Source organism: Actinomadura luteofluorescens, from assembly GCF_013409365.1.
Lineage (GTDB): Bacteria > Actinomycetota > Actinomycetes > Streptosporangiales > Streptosporangiaceae > Spirillospora > Spirillospora luteofluorescens.
Genome location: NZ_JACCBA010000001.1, coordinates 6,789,917 through 6,807,201, shown reverse-complemented (window position 1 = coordinate 6,807,201; position 17,285 = coordinate 6,789,917). Strand labels below are relative to the sequence as shown.

At 75.3% G+C, this 17,285-nt stretch carries 12 protein-coding genes; 6 read left to right on the top strand and 6 right to left on the bottom strand.

Features of this window, described 5'->3' with window-relative positions:
- Positions 1–174 precede the first annotated feature (174 nt).
- Positions 175–1,419 carry a PucR family transcriptional regulator gene (locus tag BJY14_RS31680; protein ID WP_246396187.1) on the top strand — a complete coding sequence of 415 codons (1,245 nt, stop codon included), beginning with the start codon at positions 175–177 and terminating at the stop codon, positions 1,417–1,419.
- 16 nt (positions 1,420–1,435) lie between these two features.
- On the opposite strand, the gene BJY14_RS31675 is transcribed toward BJY14_RS31680, so the two are convergent.
- The 4 genes from BJY14_RS31675 to pdxR all read right to left on the bottom strand — a co-directional run bounded on the left by BJY14_RS31675 (position 1,436) and on the right by pdxR (position 6,999).
- A complete protein-coding gene (locus BJY14_RS31675) occupies positions 1,436–3,193 on the bottom strand; it encodes a fatty acyl-AMP ligase (protein ID WP_179846965.1) in 1,758 nt (585 codons plus the stop codon).
- Positions 3,190–4,158: an acyl-CoA desaturase gene (locus BJY14_RS31670; RefSeq protein WP_179846964.1), complete on the bottom strand. Its 969-nt coding sequence runs from the start codon at positions 4,156–4,158 to the stop codon at positions 3,190–3,192. Before BJY14_RS31670 ends, BJY14_RS31675 begins: the two co-directional genes overlap by 4 nt.
- A 48-nt stretch (positions 4,159–4,206) precedes the next feature.
- Positions 4,207–5,478 carry a lipase family protein gene (locus BJY14_RS31665; RefSeq protein WP_179846963.1) on the bottom strand — a complete coding sequence of 424 codons (1,272 nt, stop codon included), beginning with the start codon at positions 5,476–5,478 and terminating at the stop codon, positions 4,207–4,209.
- Positions 5,479–5,589: 111 nt separating this feature from the next.
- On the bottom strand, positions 5,590–6,999 hold the full coding sequence (gene pdxR / locus BJY14_RS31660; protein WP_179846962.1) for a MocR-like pyridoxine biosynthesis transcription factor PdxR: 1,410 nt from the start codon (positions 6,997–6,999) through the stop codon (positions 5,590–5,592).
- Positions 7,000–7,046: 47 nt separating this feature from the next.
- Here pdxR and BJY14_RS31655 point away from each other — a divergent pair, with 47 nt between their 5' ends.
- Positions 7,047–8,237, top strand: coding sequence for an MFS transporter (locus BJY14_RS31655; RefSeq protein WP_179846961.1), 1,191 nt, complete (start codon positions 7,047–7,049; stop codon positions 8,235–8,237).
- A gap of 32 nt (positions 8,238–8,269) precedes the next feature.
- Here BJY14_RS31655 and BJY14_RS31650 read toward each other — a convergent pair whose 3' ends face one another.
- Entirely contained in the window at positions 8,270–11,245 is a 2,976-nt protein-coding gene (locus BJY14_RS31650; RefSeq protein WP_179846960.1) for an AfsR/SARP family transcriptional regulator, read from the bottom strand.
- 80 nt (positions 11,246–11,325) lie between these two features.
- Here BJY14_RS31650 and BJY14_RS31645 point away from each other — a divergent pair, with 80 nt between their 5' ends.
- From BJY14_RS31645 to BJY14_RS31630, 4 genes are all read left to right on the top strand, one after another.
- On the top strand, positions 11,326–12,189 hold the full coding sequence (locus tag BJY14_RS31645; protein ID WP_179846959.1) for an NAD(P)-dependent oxidoreductase: 864 nt from the start codon (positions 11,326–11,328) through the stop codon (positions 12,187–12,189).
- Positions 12,190–12,265: 76 nt separating this feature from the next.
- On the top strand, positions 12,266–13,954 hold the full coding sequence (locus tag BJY14_RS31640; protein ID WP_179846958.1) for an ExeM/NucH family extracellular endonuclease: 1,689 nt from the start codon (positions 12,266–12,268) through the stop codon (positions 13,952–13,954).
- Between the two features lie 105 nt (positions 13,955–14,059).
- Positions 14,060–14,368 (top strand): hypothetical protein, encoded by a 309-nt coding sequence (locus BJY14_RS31635; RefSeq protein ID WP_179846957.1) that lies wholly within the window; start codon positions 14,060–14,062, stop codon positions 14,366–14,368.
- A gap of 38 nt (positions 14,369–14,406) precedes the next feature.
- Entirely contained in the window at positions 14,407–15,396 is a 990-nt protein-coding gene (locus tag BJY14_RS31630; protein ID WP_179846956.1) for an LLM class flavin-dependent oxidoreductase, read from the top strand.
- Between the two features lie 34 nt (positions 15,397–15,430).
- Here the strand turns inward: BJY14_RS31630 and BJY14_RS31625 are convergent, their stop codons facing one another.
- Positions 15,431–17,134, bottom strand: a complete 1,704-nt coding sequence (locus BJY14_RS31625) for an amidohydrolase (protein WP_179846955.1) — start codon at positions 17,132–17,134, stop codon at positions 15,431–15,433.
- Between the last annotated feature and the right edge of the window lie 151 nt (positions 17,135–17,285).

Below are 17,285 nucleotides of genomic sequence, written 5' to 3'. Positions count from 1 at the left end.
CGTCGTCCTGCTGACCCTCGCGGCGGGCTGAGGACCACTCCTTGTGCGGCGCCACCAGCCCCATCCGCCGGGGGTGACAAGGAATCGGGCGGCGTTGTCACCGATGTGAGTGTCTTGTGCGACGCACGCTGCCTAGCCTGGCGGCCCCAGGTGTCCGCTGACGGAGGTGACACTTTGACGGAGCTGCACGAGAGGTCCGCCCAGGCCGACGACCTGTCGGGGGAGCCCTGGCGGGACGTGCCGCGCGAGGAGGCGCAGTGGATGCGCCCGCACCTTCCGGCCCTGGTCGACTCCATGGTGGAGGGCGTGCTGCGGCACGTCCCCGAGTACGCCCGGCCCGACGACCCCGTCTACACCGAGGTGATGCGGCTCGCGACGGCGCAGGGCATGGGGCACTTCGTGCAGATGATCGCCGACCCCGACGCCTCCTGGCAGGAGGTGCACCAGGTCTACTTCGACATCGGGTACGGGGAGGCGGTCGAGGGGCGCGGCCTGGAGCACCTGCAGAACGCGATGCGCGTCGCCTCCAGGACCGCGTGGCGGTACCTGTCGCGCGAGGCCGACCGGCTGAAGAAGCCCCGCGACCTGGCGATCGCGCTGACCGAGGCGAACCTCGCCTACCTGGACCTGCTCGCGTCGGCCGCCGCCCAGGGCTACGCCCGGGCGCGGGAGAAGGCGGCGGGCGAGCGGGAGCAGCGCCGCGGCCGGCTGATGAGCCTGCTGCTGTCGGACCCGGCGGCGCCGCGGGACGTCGTCGCCGAGCAGGCCAACCTGGCGGGCTGGCCGCTGCCCGAGCGGCTGGCCGTGATCGTGCTGGAGCCGCGGCCCGGCAGCGGGGGTGAAGGGCCCGCCGGGCTGCCGCCGTCCCTGCTGAGCGGCCTGGACCGCGGGCGGCCGTGCCTGGTGATGCCCGACCCGGACCGCCCCGGCGGCCCCGACCGGCTGACCGCCACCCTCGGCGGCTGGGCGGGCGCGGTCGGGCCCTCCGTGCCGCTGGACCGGGCGGGGGTATCGCTGCACTGGGCGCACCGGACGCTCGACTCGATGGCGGCCGGGCGGCTCGCCCGGCAGGACCCCGGCACGCTCGTCCACGCCGACCGGTACGTGCCCGACCTGCTGCTGGAGGAGGGCTGGACGCTCGCCGAGGCGGCGGCGCGGCGCCGGCTCGCGCCGCTCACCTCGCTCGGCCCGCACCGCGGCGGCCGGCTCGCCGCGACGCTGCTGGAGTGCCTCAAGCACGGCTTCAACGCGACGGACGCGGCGGAGGCGCTGTGCGTGCACCCGCAGACCGTCCGGTACCGGCTGGCGCAGCTGCACGAACTCTTCGACTACGACATCGAGGACCCGGCGATCCGGCTGGAGCTGATGCTGCTGCTCCCCGTCTGGCTGCGCGACGGCGCCGACGGGGAGCACGCGTGAGGGGCCCGGCCCCGGCTCACTCGGGCGGGGGCGCCGCCTCCGCGACCGGCAGGGTCCCGTCGAGGTAGGCGAGCCGGCACGCGGACCGGGCGATCTTCCCGCTGCTGGTGCGCGGCAGGCCGCCGGGCTCGATCAGCACGAAGTCGTGCACGCGCAGGTCGTGCTGCTGCTTCACGGCCGTCCGCACCGCCCGCGCCACCTCCTCCTGGTCGAGCAGCGCGACCGGCACCCGGCGGTTCCGCTCGGCGACCACGACCAGGCCCTCGGTGTCGCCGGTGTCGACCGCCACCGCGCAGGCGTACTCGCGGCGGATCCCCTTGTGCGCGCCGGAGACGGTGAACTCGATGTCCTGCGGGTAGTGGTTGCGCCCGTCCACGATGACCAGGTCCTTGATCCGGCCGGTGACGAACAGCTCCCCGCCGTGCAGGACGCCGAGGTCCCCGGTGCGCAGCCACGGGGAGCGCGGCAGGTCGCCGGGGTCCGCGAGCTCCGCCTCGAACGTCTCCCTGGTGGCCTCGGGACGTCCCCAGTACCCGGCCGCGACGTTCGGGCCGTGCACCCAGATCTCCCCGACGGCGCCGTCGGGGAGCCGCGCACCGGTCCCGGGGTCGGCGATGACGGCGTGCTGGCCGTAGGACGTCCCGCAGGCGATCAGCTGGATCGCGCCGGGCGCGCCCGGGTCGCACGGCTCGGCGACACCCCGGCGCAGCCCCTCGTGGTCGAACGCGACGCGGGTCGGCTCGCGGAACCGGGACGACGCCGACACGTAGACGGTCGCCTCGGCCAGCCCGTACGCGCACACCTGCGCCTCGGGCCGCAGCCCGCAGCCCTTGAACGCCTCGTAGAACCCGGTGAGCGTGCTCTCCCGGACCGGCTCCGCGCCGTTCATGAAGACCTGCACGCCGCTCAGGTCGAGCTTCGCCTTCTCCTCCTCGGTGACCTGCGCGGTGAGGTACTCGTAGGCGAAGTTGGGGCCGCCGGTGAACGCGTGGCTCTGCGCGCTGAGCAGCTCCAGCCAGCGGACGGGGCGCATGACGAACGCCACCGGATCCATGATCACGCCCGGGTTGCCGTACACCAGCGGCAGCGCGACGGTGGTCACCAGGCCCATGTCGTGGAAGACGGGCAGCCAGTTCACACCGGACGACACGCGCGGGACGCCCTCGAACGTCCGCCACAGCTGCTCGGCGTTCGTCGCGAAGTTCCCGTGCGTGATGATCACGCCGGCGGGGGTGCGGGTCGAGCCGGAGGTGTACTGCAGGTAGGCGACGTCGCCGGGGTCGATCGGCTCGGGCGTCCAGTCGAGCGCCGCGTCCACCTCGTCCGCGACGATGACCTCGGCGGGCTCCGGGACCGATCCGCCCCCGAGGAACGCGCGGACGTGCGGCAGCGACGCGCTCGTGGTGATCACGACGTCGGGCTCGGCGTCCCGGTAGACGGCGAGGAGCCGGTCGCCGTGGCCGGGCAGGTCCGGGGAGAACAGCGGGACGCCGATGACGCGGGCGTACATGGCGCCGAGGAACGCGGTGACGTAGTGCAGGTCCTGCGGGGCGAGCAGCGCGACCCGCCGTCCGGGCTCGGTGGCCCGGCGGACGGCGGCGGCGATGCCGCGGGCGCGCCGGTCCAGCTCCCCCCACGTGACGTCGGTGGCGACGCCGTCCGGGTCCGTCACGTAGTCCATGAACGTGTAGGCGCGGTCGCCGGGGAAGTCCTTGGCGAACCGGGCGAGCCGCTCGATCAGCGGCGTGCGGTCGAGCGCGGGAAGACCGGTCATGATCGCTCTCCGGTGGTGGCGGCGGTGACGCGGCGGGCGGCGAGGCGCTCGTGGTCGGGCCAGCGGACGTCCCAGACCCAGCCGAGCCTCTCGAACACCCAGATGACGCGGGCGCTGATGTCGATCTGTCCCTTGAGGACGCCGTGCCGCGCGCAGGTCGGGTCGGCGTGGTGCAGGTTGTGCCAGGACTCGCCGAACGAGGGGATCGCCAGCCACCACACGTTGCGGGCCCGGTCGCGCGTCCTGAAGTCCTCCTTGCCGAACACGTGGCAGATCGAGTTGATCGAGAACGTGATGTGGTCGCCGACGAAGACGCGCATCACCCCGCCCCAGAACAGCGCGGTGACGGCGCCGTGCCACGACCAGGTGAGCAGCGCGCCGAGCCCCAGCGGGACGAGGAACGTCGACAGCACGATCACGGCGTAGACGGGGTCGAGGGACAGGAACCGGATGTCCCTGTCCCTCAGCAGGTCGGGCGCGTACTTGCTGCGGGACGTGCGCTCCTTGCCGAACAGCCAGCCCATGTGCGCGTGGTAGAGGCCCTTGGTCAGCCCCCACACGCCGGGCCCGTACGCCCACGGCGAGTGGGGGTCGCCCTCCTGGTCGGCGTACTTGTGGTGGCGGCGATGGTCGGCGACCCAGCGGACCACCGAGCCGTGCATGGCCTGCCCGCCGAGGATCGCCAGGGCGATCCGCAGCCACCGCTTGGCCTTGAAGCCGCCGTGGGTGAAGTGCCGGTGGTAGCCGACCGTGATCCCGATCGCGTTCAGCGGATACAGGAACGCGAAGATGGCCACGTCGGCCCAGCCGATCCCCCAGCCCCACAGGAAGGGGACGGCGCCCAGCAGCCCGATGACGGGCCCGACCACGAACACCACGACCGCGACGCGCTCGGGGAACGGGACGGTGCCGGACACGTCCGGCTGCGGGGTGCGGCTGCCGACGTCGGCGACGCCCGCTGTCATGATCTGGACTCCCTTGGTTCGAGTTGCGGGGTGTCCCGGCTCCGCCGGTCAGCAGTCGCCCTGGGCGGGCTTGCCCTCGAAGCGGTCGCCGAGGAAGTTCGTCACGTCCCCGGCCGCTCCCCAGTCGGTGGACAGGTGCTCGGCCGGGTAGGTGTTCTTCCAGGTCGTGGTGATGCCGGCCGCGCAGTACGCCTGGCGGGTGGCGTCCTCGGTCTCGTGCGGGATGATCTCTTCGAGCCACCCGCGGTACTGGAACACCGGGAAGCCGATCTTGTACTTGGCGGCCGAGGACGGGACGCCGACGTCCACCCCGAGCTTCTGCCGGTCGACGATGTCGCCCCAGGTGACGCCGCCGGGGCCGGGCAGCGCGTAGATCTGCTCCAGCGACAGGCCGTCCTTGGAGAAGTTCTCGACCCTCGCGCCGAGGAAGACCGCGAGCGTCCCGTACAGGCAGTTGGACCGGACGTCCTTGATCGCCTGCTTGCCCCGGTCGTTCATCAGCTCGTCGAACGGCATCTCCGGGTGGGCCGCGTGCAGGCCGACGAGCGCGTCGGCGAGGAAACCCGCGAACAGGCCGCCGTTCAGCTGCTTCGCCGTCAGCTTCAGGTCGCCGGGCACGCCGCCCGCCGCCACGCCGGCGACGTTCAGCTCCGGCGCGTAGGACGAGGCGAGCTGCGCGCCCCACAGCGCGGCCGCGCCGCCCTCGGAGTAGCCGGAGATGCCGACCGCGCCGTCCGCGGTGAGGGACCCGCCGGGGATGCGGCGCGACGCCCGGACGGCGTCGAGCAGCGCGTGCCCGGCGTTCGCGCCGACCATGTAGGTGTGGACCTGCCCGTCGAGGTACCCGGCACCGTCGGTGGCGGCGACCGCGAAGCCCGCCTTGAGGAACAGCGTCAGGTTGGCGCCCTCGTACATGTCGACGTACTCGCCGGCGAGCTGCTTGGAGAAGGCGCACTGCGGGCCGGAGCCGAGCGTGCCCGGGTTGAACGCGACGGTCGGGCGGGACCCGCCCTTCGTCCAGGCCGCGTCGGGGACGGCGACCGCCCCGGTCACCACGCTCCTGGCACCCTTGGCGTCGGTCGAGACGTACCGGACCTTCCACGCCTTCATCGGGACGTCGCCGGGGATGTTCGTCAGCTTCGCCGGGCGGCAGGCGAGCAGGTCGCCCGGACTCCCCGCGACCGTCGCGGGCGGCGCCGCGTAGATCTCCGCGTCGGTGGCGCCGCAGCCGGAGGGCGCGGCTGCGGCCGGGGGCGCGGCGACGGGCACGGCGAGGGCCGCGCCGAGCGCCGCGGTGGTGAGGAGGCTGCGGAAGCGCATTCTCGCTCCAGGGGTGGGCTGGAAACCGAATGCTGACGACTGTCTCCCACCCGGCGCGGCGCGCGGAATGAAGTCCTGTCACATGCTGGGGCGCCGTTCTTAGCACTCAACTCAAGGTCCGAGGAGGTCGGCCACCTCCCGGACCCCGTCCCGGATCGCGGTCTCGGAGAGGTCGCCGAAGCCGAGGACGAGCCGGGGCGGGTCGGCCGCGCCGGACGCCCGGTAGGTGCTCATCCCGTACAGGCCGACCGACCGCCGGCGCGCCTCGGCGACGACGCGCCGCTCGTCCGCCCCGTCCGGCAGGTGCGCGACGGCGTGGAAGCCGGCCGCCAGCCCGGTCAGCCGCACGGCGGGCGCGTGCTCGGCGAGGGCCGCCACGAGCGCCGCGCGGCGTGCGGCGTAGACGGGCCGCATCCGGCGCAGGTGCCGCCCGAAGCGGCCGGACTCGACGAGCGCGGCGAGCGCGAGCTGGTCGAGGACGGGCGAGCCGCGGTCGGCGAGCCGCTTCTCCTCCGCCACCGCCCGGGTCAGCGCGGGCGGGCACAGGATCCAGCCGAGCCGGACGGCCGGGGCCAGCGACTTGCTGACCGTCCCGAGGGCGATGACGCGGCCGGGGGCCAGCCCCTGCACCGACCCGACGGGCTCGCGGTCGTAGCGGAACTCGGCATCGTAGTCGTCCTCGACGACGACCCCGTCCCGCTCGCACGCCCAGTCGACGAGGGCGCGGCGCCGCTCAGGGGCCAGCACGACCCCGGTCGGCCACTGGTGAGCCGGGGTGACGACGACCGCGCGGGCGCCACTCGCGTCGAGCGCGCCGACGTCCAGCCCGAGGCCGTCGACCGGGACCGGCACCGCCTCGATCCCGGCGCGCTCCGCGGCGGCCATGGTCGCGCCGTCGCCGTAGCCGGGGTCCTCGAACGCCACGCGGCGGACGCCCCGGCGGGCCAGGACGTGCAGGACGATGCCGAGCCCCTGGGCGAAGCCGCCGCAGACGACGATGTCCTCGGCCTCGGCGACCGCCGCGCGCACCCGCCGGAGGTGACCGGCGAGGACGTCCCGCAGGGCCTCGGCGCCTCGCGGGTCGCCGTAGCCGAGCGCCTCGCTGCGCACCGTCCGGGCGACCTCCCGCTGCGCCCACGACCAGTCGCCGCGCGGGAAGGACGCCAGGTCGGGCACGCCCGCGGCGAAGTCGACGCGGAGCCGGGACGCGTCCGGCCGCGCGGCGGGCGCCGGCCCGCCGTCGACGGCGCGGACGGGCGCCACGCGGGTCGCCGACCCCGCCCGCGTGCACAGGTATCCCTCGGCGGTGAGCTGGCCGTAGCACTCCTGGACGAGGCCGCGGGAGACGCCGAGCTGGCGGGCCAGCTCCCGCGACGACGGCAGCCGCTCCCCCGTCTTCAGCCGTCCGGTGCAGATCGCGTCGCGCAGCGCGGTCTCCAGCTGCGACCGCAGCGTCCCGGTCGCGTCCCGGTCCAGGTCCAGCAGCAGCTCCGGTGTCGAACCGGCCCACTCGATTGCCATGAAATTGGACCATATAGCAGGCCGGATGGTCCCCTAGCGTCGTGCCCATGAGCGAGACACGGGAGACACTGCCGCAGCCGGGCACCGCCGTCGCCGCGCGGCCGCCGCTGGTCGGGCGGCATCTGGCGCTGGTGTTCGTGGCCGCCTTCACCACGCTGACGGGTTTCTTCCTGCTGTTCTCGGTCGTGCCGATGTACGCGGTGGACGGCGGCGCGGGCGGCGTCGGCGCGGGCGTCACCACGGGCGCGCTGATGCTCACGACCGTGCTCGCCGAACTCTCGCTGCCCCGGCTGCTCGACCGGTTCGGGCACCGGCGGGTGCTCACGGCGGGGACGGTGCTGCTCGGGGCGCCCTCGCTCGCGCTGCCGTTCTCCTCGTCCATGGCGACGATCACCGCGGTGAGCCTGGTGCGCGGCCTCGGCTTCGCGGTGGCCGTGGTGGTGACGGGCGCGCTGATCGCGGCGCTCGTCCCGGCGGAGCGGCGCGGCGAGGGGATCGGGCTGTTCGGGGTCGTGGCCGGGGTGCCGTCGCTGCTCGCGCTGCCGCTCGGGGTGTGGCTGGCGGGCGAGGTCGGCTACACGCCGGTCTTCCTCGCGGGCTCCGCGGCCTCGCTCGCCGCGCTCGCCGTCCTGCCCGGCCTGCCGCGCGAGGTCACCGGCCCGGTCTCCTCCACGCCGGCTCCCGAGCGGCCCTTCGGCATCGTCGCGGGACTGCGGTCGGCGGCGCTGGTACGCCCGGCCGTCGCGTTCGCCTCGACCGCGATGGCGGCGGGCATCCTCGTCACGTTCCTGCCCGACGCCGTCCCCGGCGGGGTCGCGGCGGCGGCGCTGTTCGTCCAGCCGGCGGCCGCCACGCTCTCGCGCTGGTGGGCTGGACGGATCGGGGACCGGCACGGCGCCGCGCGGCTCCTCCTGCCCGCCGTGGCCGTCTCCGCGTCCGGCATCGCGCTGCTGACCCTCGCGCCGAACACGGTCGCCGTCCTCGCCGCCATGGTGGTGTTCGGGGCGGGCTTCGGCGTCACGCAGAACGCGAGCATGGCCATGATGTTCGAGCGGGCGCCCGCGTCCGGCTACGGCACGGTCAGCGCGCTGTGGAACATCGGCTACGACGGCGGTATGGGCGTCGGCGGCGCCGCGTTCGGCCTCGCCGCCGCCGCGACCGGCTACCCGGCCGCCTTCGCCCTGACGGCCGCCGTGATGTTCCTCGCCCTCCCCCTGGCCTTCACCCGCCGCTCCTGATTTCAGCGTCCCGGCCCACTTCGAGAAAGGCCCTAGCCGAGGCGGGCGGCGATGCGGTCGACGTCGCCGCGCTCCGCCTCGGGCAGCGGCGCGCCGGCGGCCGCCCGGGCCCGCGACGCGGCGGCCAGCGCCCGCGCGGCCTCCGCGCGGCGGCCGGCGAGGGACAGCGCACCGGCCATGCCCTCCTGCGCGAGCGCGACCGCGCGGGGGTGGCCGGTGGCGCGGGCCGCGGCCAGCCCCTCGGTGTGCAGGTCGAGCGCCCGTCCGGCGTCGCCCCGCAGTTCGGCGATGAATCCCAGCTCGGCCAGGAGGAAGGCGAGGCCGGGGGCGCCGTCGATTTCGCGGCACCAGCCGAGCCAGCGACGCAGGATCGCCTCCGCCTCGGCAAGGCGCCCGCGCCTGCGCGCCGCGAGGGCGAGGCCGATCTCGGCGAAGTGCTCCATCCGGCGGTGCGACTCGCGGACGGCCAGCCGCCTGCCGCGCTCGTGCAGGTCGTCGGCGCGGTCGAGGTCGCCTTCGAGCATCGCGACGCGGCCGAGGCGGGCCAGCCGGCCGGACGCCTCCGCCCAGAGCCCGAGCTCCTCGGCGTCGCGCAGGCCGCTCTCGTGGAGCTCGCGCGCGCGGGCGTAGTCGCCGGTCACCTCCGCGACCAGGGCGAGTGTCTCGGTGGCCTGGAGGCGGCCCCACCGGTCGCCCGCCGTGCCGGACAGCCGCAGGGCCCGCTCGCCGTCGCGCCGGGCCCCGGCGAGGTCACCGGCCGACAGCGCCTGCCCGGCCCGCACCGCGAGCGCCGCCGCCTCGCCCCAGCCGTCCCCGCGGGCGCGGAACCCGTCGAGGGCGCGGGCGGTCAGCTCCTCGATCGGCCCGAGGTCCCCGAACCCTCCCCGCACGAATCCGAGGAACCAGTGCGCCCACGGGTCGCCGTCGGCGGCGAGGGCCTCGCGGACGCGCTCGTCGCGGTCCGCTCCGTCGCCGTCCAGCATGGCGAACCCGGTGTGCCAGGTCCGCGCCCGCGCCGCGTCCGCCGGTTCCGCCGCGCCCGGCACGGCGAGCGCCCGCCCGAACGCCCGGCGCGCCTCGCCGGCGCGGCCCCACAGGAACCACGCCCAGCCCATCGCGTTGACCAGCCGCAGCGCGAGCCCCGCGTCCCCGGCCCGGACGGCGCCGTCGAGAGCGGCCCGCAGGTTGCCGGTCTCCGCGCGCAGCCGCCACAGGGCGTCGCGCTGGCCCGGACCGCGCAGGTCGGCGCGTTCGGCCAGGCCGATGTAGTACTCGGCGTGGCGGCGGCGCACCCGCCCGTCCTCGCCCGCCTCCCGGAGCCGCTCGGCGCCGTACGCGGCGACCGTTTCGAGCAGCCGGTACCGCGGGCCCTCCCCCACCGCGACGAGCGAACGGTCGACGAGCCCCGCGAGCGTCTCGACGTCGGCGCCGCAGACCGCCTCGGCCGCGTCGAGGGTGCAGCCGCCCGCGTGGACCGCCAGCCGCCGCAGCACCGCCCGCTCGCGCTCGTCCAGCGGCTCCCAGCTCCAGTCGATCAGGGCGCGAAGCGTCCGCTGCCGGGGCGGGGCGTCCCGGGCGCCGGACGACAGGAGCCGGAAGCGGTCGTCCAGCCGTTCGGCCAGGCCGGCGAGGCCGAGCGCCCGTACCCGCGTCGCCGCCAGTTCCAGGGCCAGCGGGACGCCGTCGAGCCGGTCGCAGATCGCCGCGATCGCCTCGTCGTTCCGGAGGCCCGGCGCGATGCCGGCCCGCTCGGCGAGCAGCGCGGCGGCGGCCCCGGCGGCCAGCGGCGGGACGGTCCAGAGCCGCTCCCCCGAGATCGCGAGCGGCTCCCGGCTCGTGGCGAGGACCCGCAGGTCCGCGACGTCCCGCAGCAGCGCGGCCGCCAGCCGCGCCACCGAGCCGGCCACGTGCTCGCAGTTGTCGAGGACCAGCAGCGCCCGCCTGCCCCGCAGCGCCTCGCCCAGCCGTGCGGCCGGTCCACCGCCCGAGCCCGCGTCGTCGCGCAGCCCGAGCACCCCTGCGGTGAACGACGCCGCCTCGTCGGCGGACGCGCCCGCCTCCAGCCCCTCGTCGAGCCGTACGAGCCACGCCTCGCCCGGGTCGCGCACTTCGCGGGCGACCGCCACCGCGAGCCGGGTCTTCCCGACCCCGCCCGTCCCGTGCAGCGTTACGAGCCGCGACTCCCCCAGCAGCGCGGTCAGCTCCCGGACGGCGGCGTCCCTGCCGACGAGGGGCGCCACTTCGGCCGGCAGGTTGCCCCGCGGCCCGCCGGCCGCCGGGTCGCCCCGGAGCATGGACGCGTGCAGGGCCGCCAGCGCGGGCGAGGGGTCCAGGCCCAGGTCGTCGCGCAGGCGGACGCGCAGGTCGTCGTAGGCGGCGAGGGCCTCGGCGGGACGGCCCGCCCGGTACAGGGCCCGCATGTGGGCCGCGCGCAGCCGCTCCCGGAACGGGTGCTCCCGCACCGGTCCGCGCAGCTCCGCCGCCAGTGCCGCGTCCTCGCCCAGCTCGAGGCGGGCCTCGGCGCGCCCCTCCAGGGCCGCGAGGCGCAGTTCGTCCAGGCGGGCGATCTCGGGGGCCGCGAACGGCGCGTCGGCGAAGTCGGCGAACGCGGGGCCGCGCCAGAGCTCCAACGCCTCGGCGAAAAGCGCGGCCCGGGCGGCGGGGCCGGACGCGTCCGGCGCGCGCCCGGCGAGGTCCGCGAAGTCGAGCGCGTCGGTCCGCGCGGCCAACCGGTAGCCGGGCGGGCGGGTCTCGACCAGGGCCCGGGCGCCCGGTTCGGCGTCCTCCAGCGTCCGGCGCAGCTGGGAGACGCGGGCCCGCAGCGTCGCCGGCGGATCGGCGGGCAGCGCGTCGCCCCACAGGTCGTCGATGAGGCGGTCGGCGGGGACGGCGCGTCCGGCGTGCGCGAGGAGATCGGCCAGCAGCGCCCGCACCTTCCGGTCCGGGACCGGGACCGGGCGGCCGTCCTCGGTCCGCACCTCCAGCGGACCGAGGACCCCGAAGCGCATGCCCCCACCGTAATGCGGCCCGAACCTTTCCCGAACCCGCCCGCCGCAGGCTGGAGCCCTACGAAGACGAAGGGACCGACATGACGACGACTTCCGTGACCGTGCTGGGGCTCGGGCTGATGGGCGGCGCGCTCGCCGAGGCGCTGCTGAGGGACGGGCGGACGGTGACCGTCTGGAACCGCTCGCGCGCCAAGGCCGGGCCGCTCGTCGCCAAGGGCGCGGTGGAGGCGGAGAGCGCCGAGGCGGCGATCGCGGCGAGCCCGCTGGTGATCGTGTGCCTGTCGGTGTACGGCAACGCCGAGGAGATCCTCGGCGGCGCGGCGGCCGGGCGCACGATCGTCCAGCTCACCAACGGGACGCCCAGGCAGGCCCGCGCCATGGCCGGCCGCGCCGCCGGGCTCGGCGCCCGGTACGTGGACGGCGGCATCATGGCCGTCCCGCCCATGATCGGGCAGCCGGGGGCGCTGATCCTCTACAGCGGCGACGAGGAGGCGTTCGAGGAGCACCGCGAGACCCTCGCGGTCCTGGGCCGGCCGCGGTTCCTGGGGGGCGACCCGGGGCTCGCGCCGCTGTTCGACCTGGCCCTGCTGGACGCGATGTACGGCATGTTCGCCGGCGTCCAGCACGCCTTCGCGCTCGTCCGGTCGGAGAAGGTCGCGGCCACGGACTTCGAGCCGATGGCCACCGCGTGGCTGACCGCGATGCTGGGCTCGCTCCCCGAGCAGGCCCGCGCCGTCGAGGCGGGCGACTTCGCGACCACCGTCTCCAGCGTCGCGACCAGCCGGATGGCGTTCCCCGGCCTGATCGAGACGAGCCGCGACCAGGGCGTGGACCCCGGGTACCTGCTCCCCGTGCGGGACCTGCTCGACCGCGCGGTCGAGGAGGGCCACGGCGAGGACGGCCTCGCCCGCCTGATCACCCTGCTGGAGCGTCCTGGCCGGTAGCCGGGTCCGTTGCGAATTGGTGGAGTCTTCATTAACGGTTCGCTGGTCGGCCAGGGGGCGCGCCTACTCTCCCGCCATGCGCCGAACAGCAGCAGCACTCGCGACCGTCCTGACCGCCGGCCTCGCCGCCGGCGTCCAGACGGCCGCCGCGGCGGAGCCGTCCACCTGCGGCATCCCCGCCGACCACCAGATCGCCGAGGTCCAGGGCAGCGGCAGCACGACCCCCCTCGCCGGGCAGACCGTCCGCGTCGAGGGGGTCGTGACCGCGGACCTCCAGCGCTCCGACCAGCTCAAGGGCTTCTTCGTCCAGGACCCGGCGCCCGACGCGGATCCGCGGACCTCCGACGGGCTGTTCGTCTACTCGACCACCGACGTCGCGGTCGGCGACCGGGTCCTCGTCACCGGCAAGGCCGTCGAGTACAACGGGCTCACCGAACTGTCCCCCGTGTCGGCCGTGGACGTGTGCGGCACCGGGAAGGTCGCGCCCACGGCCGTCCGGCTGCCGCTCAAGGGCGGCGCGGGCCTGGAGCAGTACGAGGGCATGCTGCTGCGGTTCGGCCAGCGGCTCACCGCCACCGAGACCTACCAGCTCGGACGGTACGGGCAGATCACGGTCTCCGCGGGCGGCCGCCTCTTCCAGCCGACCGACGGGCACGGCACCACCCAGGCGGGCAACGACGCGCGGCGGCTCCTGGTCGACGACGGGTCGAACGTCCAGAACCCGGCGACGATCCCGTACACCGACCCCCGCGTCCTGCGGATCGGGGACGCCACGACCGGGCTGACCGGTGTGCTCACCTACCAGTTCGGCGCCTACACGTTGCAGCCGACCAGGCCCGCGCGGTTCGACAACGCGAACCCGGGGCGGAAGCGGCCGCAGAACGTCGGCGGTGACGTGCGCGTCGCCGGCTTCAACACGCTGAACTGGTTCACGACGCTCGACAGGCGAGGAGCGGACACGGCCGAGGAGCAGGAGCGGCAGCTCGCCAAGCTGACCGCCGCGCTGCGGGGCCTGGACGCCGACGTCGTCGGGCTGATGGAGGTCGAGAACAACGGCGACACCGCCGTCGGGGCGATCGTCGACCGGCTGAACCAGGCGGCCGGCGCCGGAACGTACACGTGGGTGCGGCACCCCTACCCCGGGACGGACGAGATCCACGTCGCGCTGATCTACCGGCCGTCGAAGGTCACGCCGGTCGGCGACGCGCGCTCGTCGCAGGACCCGGTGTTCGACCGGCCGCCGCTGGTGCAGACGTTCCGCCCCCGGGCGGGCGGGACGGCGTTCACCATGATCGTCAACCATCTCAAGTCGAAGGGCTGCGGCGGGGCCACCGGCCCCGACCAGGACCAGGGCGACGGCCAGGGCTGCTACAACGCCCGCCGCGTCGCCCAGGCCGGGGCGGTCGCCGATCTCGCGGCCGGCGTGCCGAACCCGCTCGTCGTCGGCGACCTCAACGCCTACACCGCCGAGGACCCGGTGAAGGCGCTCACCGGCGCCGGGCTGGTCGGGCAGACGCAGCGGTTCGTCCGCCCGGGCCAGCGGTACAGCTACGTCTTCGACGGGCAGTCGGGCGAGCTGGACCACGCGCTCGCGGGCAGGGCGCTGTCGCGGCGCGTGACCGGCGCGACGATCTGGCACATCAACAGCGACGAGCCGGTGTTCCTCGACTACAACACCGAGTACAACCCGCCCGCGTTCTACAGGCCGGACGCGTTCCGGTCGTCCGACCACGACCCCGTCCTGCTAGGCCTCGACCTGCGCTGAGCGACCTCCCCAGGGCCGGCCGCCGAAAAGAGGCGGCCGGCCCTCTCGCACACCCCGATCACCGAGCGTATGATCCAGGTCACATTCCTAGAGATGGGTGCGCTCATGACCGAAGCCGTCTCCGGTGCCGTTCCCGCCTCGGCGCCCGCTCCCCGCCTCGCGTTCGGTATCGGCCCGGACGGCACCTACACACGGTTCGGGCAGGTCGCCGCCTTCGTCCTCGGCCTTCTCACGACGTTCGCTTGCCTGCCGCTGGTCGTGGTGGGCGCCCTGCTGTACACCCGGGCGGAGACCCGGTTCGCGGAGGACCCCGCGCGGGCCCGCACCCTGGTGAACTGGTCGTGGATCAGCATCGCGGCGCCCGTCCTGATCGCGGCCGTCGCCGTCGCCGCCGTCGCCGCGATGAAGGGCTAGCGGGAAGAGGACCGGCCCGGGACGGGTTGGCACAGGGTATGACCGTGCGCCTCTCCGTCCTCGATCTCGCCCCCGTCGTCACCGGCTCCACGTCCGGCCAGGCCCTGCGCAACACGCTCGACCTGGCCCGGCACGCCGAGCGGCTCGGCTTCCACCGCTACTGGCTGGCCGAGCACCACGCGATGCCCGGCATCGCCAGCTCGGCGACCGCCGTGCTGATCGGGCAGGTCGCGGCGGCGACCTCCCGGATGCGGGTGGGATCGGGCGGGGTCATGCTGCCCAACCACGCGCCGATGGTCGTCGCCGAGCAGTTCGGGACGCTGGAGGCCCTGCACCCCGGGCGCATCGACCTCGGTCTCGGCCGCGCGCCCGGCACCGACCAGGCGACCGCGCGGGCGCTGCGCCGGTCCGCCGAGGCGCTGTCGGTCGACGACTTCCCCGAGCAGGTCGTCGAGCTGCGCGAGTACTTCGCCGCCGACAGCAAGGTGACCCCGGCGGCCGGGAACGAGCCGCCGGTGTGGCTGCTCGGCTCCAGCGGGTACAGCGCGCGGCTCGCCGGCCTGCTCGGCCTGCCGTTCGCGTTCGCGCACCACTTCAGCGCCGAGAACACCGTGCCCGCGCTGACCCTGTACCGGCAGTCGTTCCGTCCCGGCGCGCTGGACGCGCCGTACTCGATGATCGGGGTGTCGGTGACGGCGTCCGACACCGACGAGCGGGCCCGCGAGCTGGCCGCTCCGCAGGCGCTGTCGTTCCTGCGGCTGCGGCAGGGGCGCCCGGGGCTGCTGCCGACGCCGGAGGAGGCCGCGTCCTACCCGTACACGCCGGTGGAGCGGCAGATGATCGACGCGCGGCTGTCCGACCAGGTCGTCGGCGGCCCGGACGCCGTCCGCAAGCAGCTGGACGAGCTGATCGGCCGGGCCGGGGTCGACGAGGTCATGGTGACCACGCAGGTCTTCGACCACGCCGACCGGCTGCGCTCCTACGACATCCTCGCCGGCCTGTACCCGGAGAGCCTCGGCGCGGCGTGACCCGGAACCCGGCCGCCGACGGGCGGTCCGCGGCTCAGACGCCTTCGGTGGAGTGGACGACGCGGCCGTCGAAGACGGTCATCGCGACGGGGGTGTCCGGGAGGTCGTGCGGGTCGAGGGCGGTCAGGGTGCCGTCCAGGACGGTGACGTCGGCGGCCTTGCCGGGTTCGAGGCTGCCCTTCCAGTCCTCGGCGAAGTCCTGCCACGCGGCGTTGGAGGTGTAGGCGCGCACGGCGTCCGGCAGCCCGACGCGCTCCCCGGGCCCGAACGTGCGGCCGCTGGCCCTGGACTCGCGCAGCAGCATCGCCGCGACGCCCTGCCGCCAGTTCGGGTAGGTGACGGGGGCGTCGGAGCTCGCGGTGACGGGGATGCCCGCCTCGACCGCCGACCGGACCGGGTACTGGTAGGCGGCCCGTTCGGGGCCGAGCAGCTCCTCCACCAGGTCGGCGATGGTCCACTGGATGGCGGGGTTCATGTTCGCGCCGAAGCCGTGGGCGGCGAGCTTGCGCAGGCTCTGCGCGCCGGGAAGGTCGGCGTGGATGACGTAGTGCCGCGGGTCGTCGCGGGGGTGCTCGACCTGCGCGGCCTCGAAGGCGTCCACCACGGCGTCCAGCGCCCGGTCGCCGGTGACGTGCACGCCGAGCTGGTGGCCCGCGACGTGCGCGAGCCGGACCATCTCGGTCAGCTCGCGGGTGCGCAGCGCGTCGGCGGCGCCGTGCACGCACAGGCAGCCGAAGCCGCCGCCGCCCTCGTACTCCTGGTGCATCCAGGCGGTCCTGTTGGGCGGGGTGCCGTCGGCGAAGACCTTGACGCCGAGGACGCGCAGTATGCGCGGGTCCACGTCCCGCGGCACCGTCGCGTTCGCGAGGCCCTCGGCGATCTCGGCGGCCGAGCCGCCCATGCCGGTGAGCAGCAGCAGGACGCTGACCCGGGCGGCGAGGTCGCCGGCGCGGGCGAGGTCGCCGTAGACGTCCAGGGTGAGCTGGCCCGAGGCGCCCGCGAACAGGCTCGCGCCGCCCGGCCCGAGGCCCGGCTCGGTGAAGCTGGTGATGCCCTCGCGGTGCAGGACGGCGACGGCCGCCCGGATGGCGCGCTCGACGTCGGCCCTGGTGAAGGCGGGCAGGTGCCGCTGGATCAGCTCCTGCGCGCCCTCGGCGAGCAGGCCGGTCGGGTTGCCCGCGCCATCGGTGTGGACGACCCCGCCCTCGGGGACGGGGGTGGAGGCGTCAACGCCCGCCAGTTCCAGTGCCCGCGAGTTGACCCAGGTGAGGTGGCCGCTGAAGTCCTGGAGGTAGACGGGGTGGGCCGGGGCGGCCGCGTCGAGGTCGGCCCGGTCCGGCGTCCGGGCGCCGTCCGCGCACTCGGCGAGGTAGCCGGTGTCCCAGCCGTTGCCGCGGATCCACTCGCCCTCGGGGGTCCGGGACGCCGCCTCCCTGACCGCCTCCCGGATGTCGGCGATCGACCGGACGGCCGGGAACCCGAGGTCCAGCGCGAGCGGCGGGCGGGTGGACCCGAACGCGCAGCCGTGCAGGTGCGAGTCGTTGACGCCGGGGAGCGCCGTCCGCCCGCGCAGGTCGACGACCTGCGTGCGCGGGCCCGCCAGCGCCCGGATCTCCTCGGTTCCGCCGACCGCGCTGATCGTCCCGCCGGTGATCGCCAAGGCCCGCGCCACGCGGAACCGCGCGTCGGCGGTGAGGACCTCGCCGTCCAGCAGGACCAGGTCCGGGGTCACCGTCATCTCCACCCCTCCTTTGGGCCCAAACATCATGGCGAACGTACGGGGCCAAACGACGGGCGGTCAATAACGGACGCATAACGGAGTGACGTGCTTCACAGGAGCCGGGCAGGCCGGAACCGCCGGCCTCCGGGCGGAGACCGGCGGTCGCGCC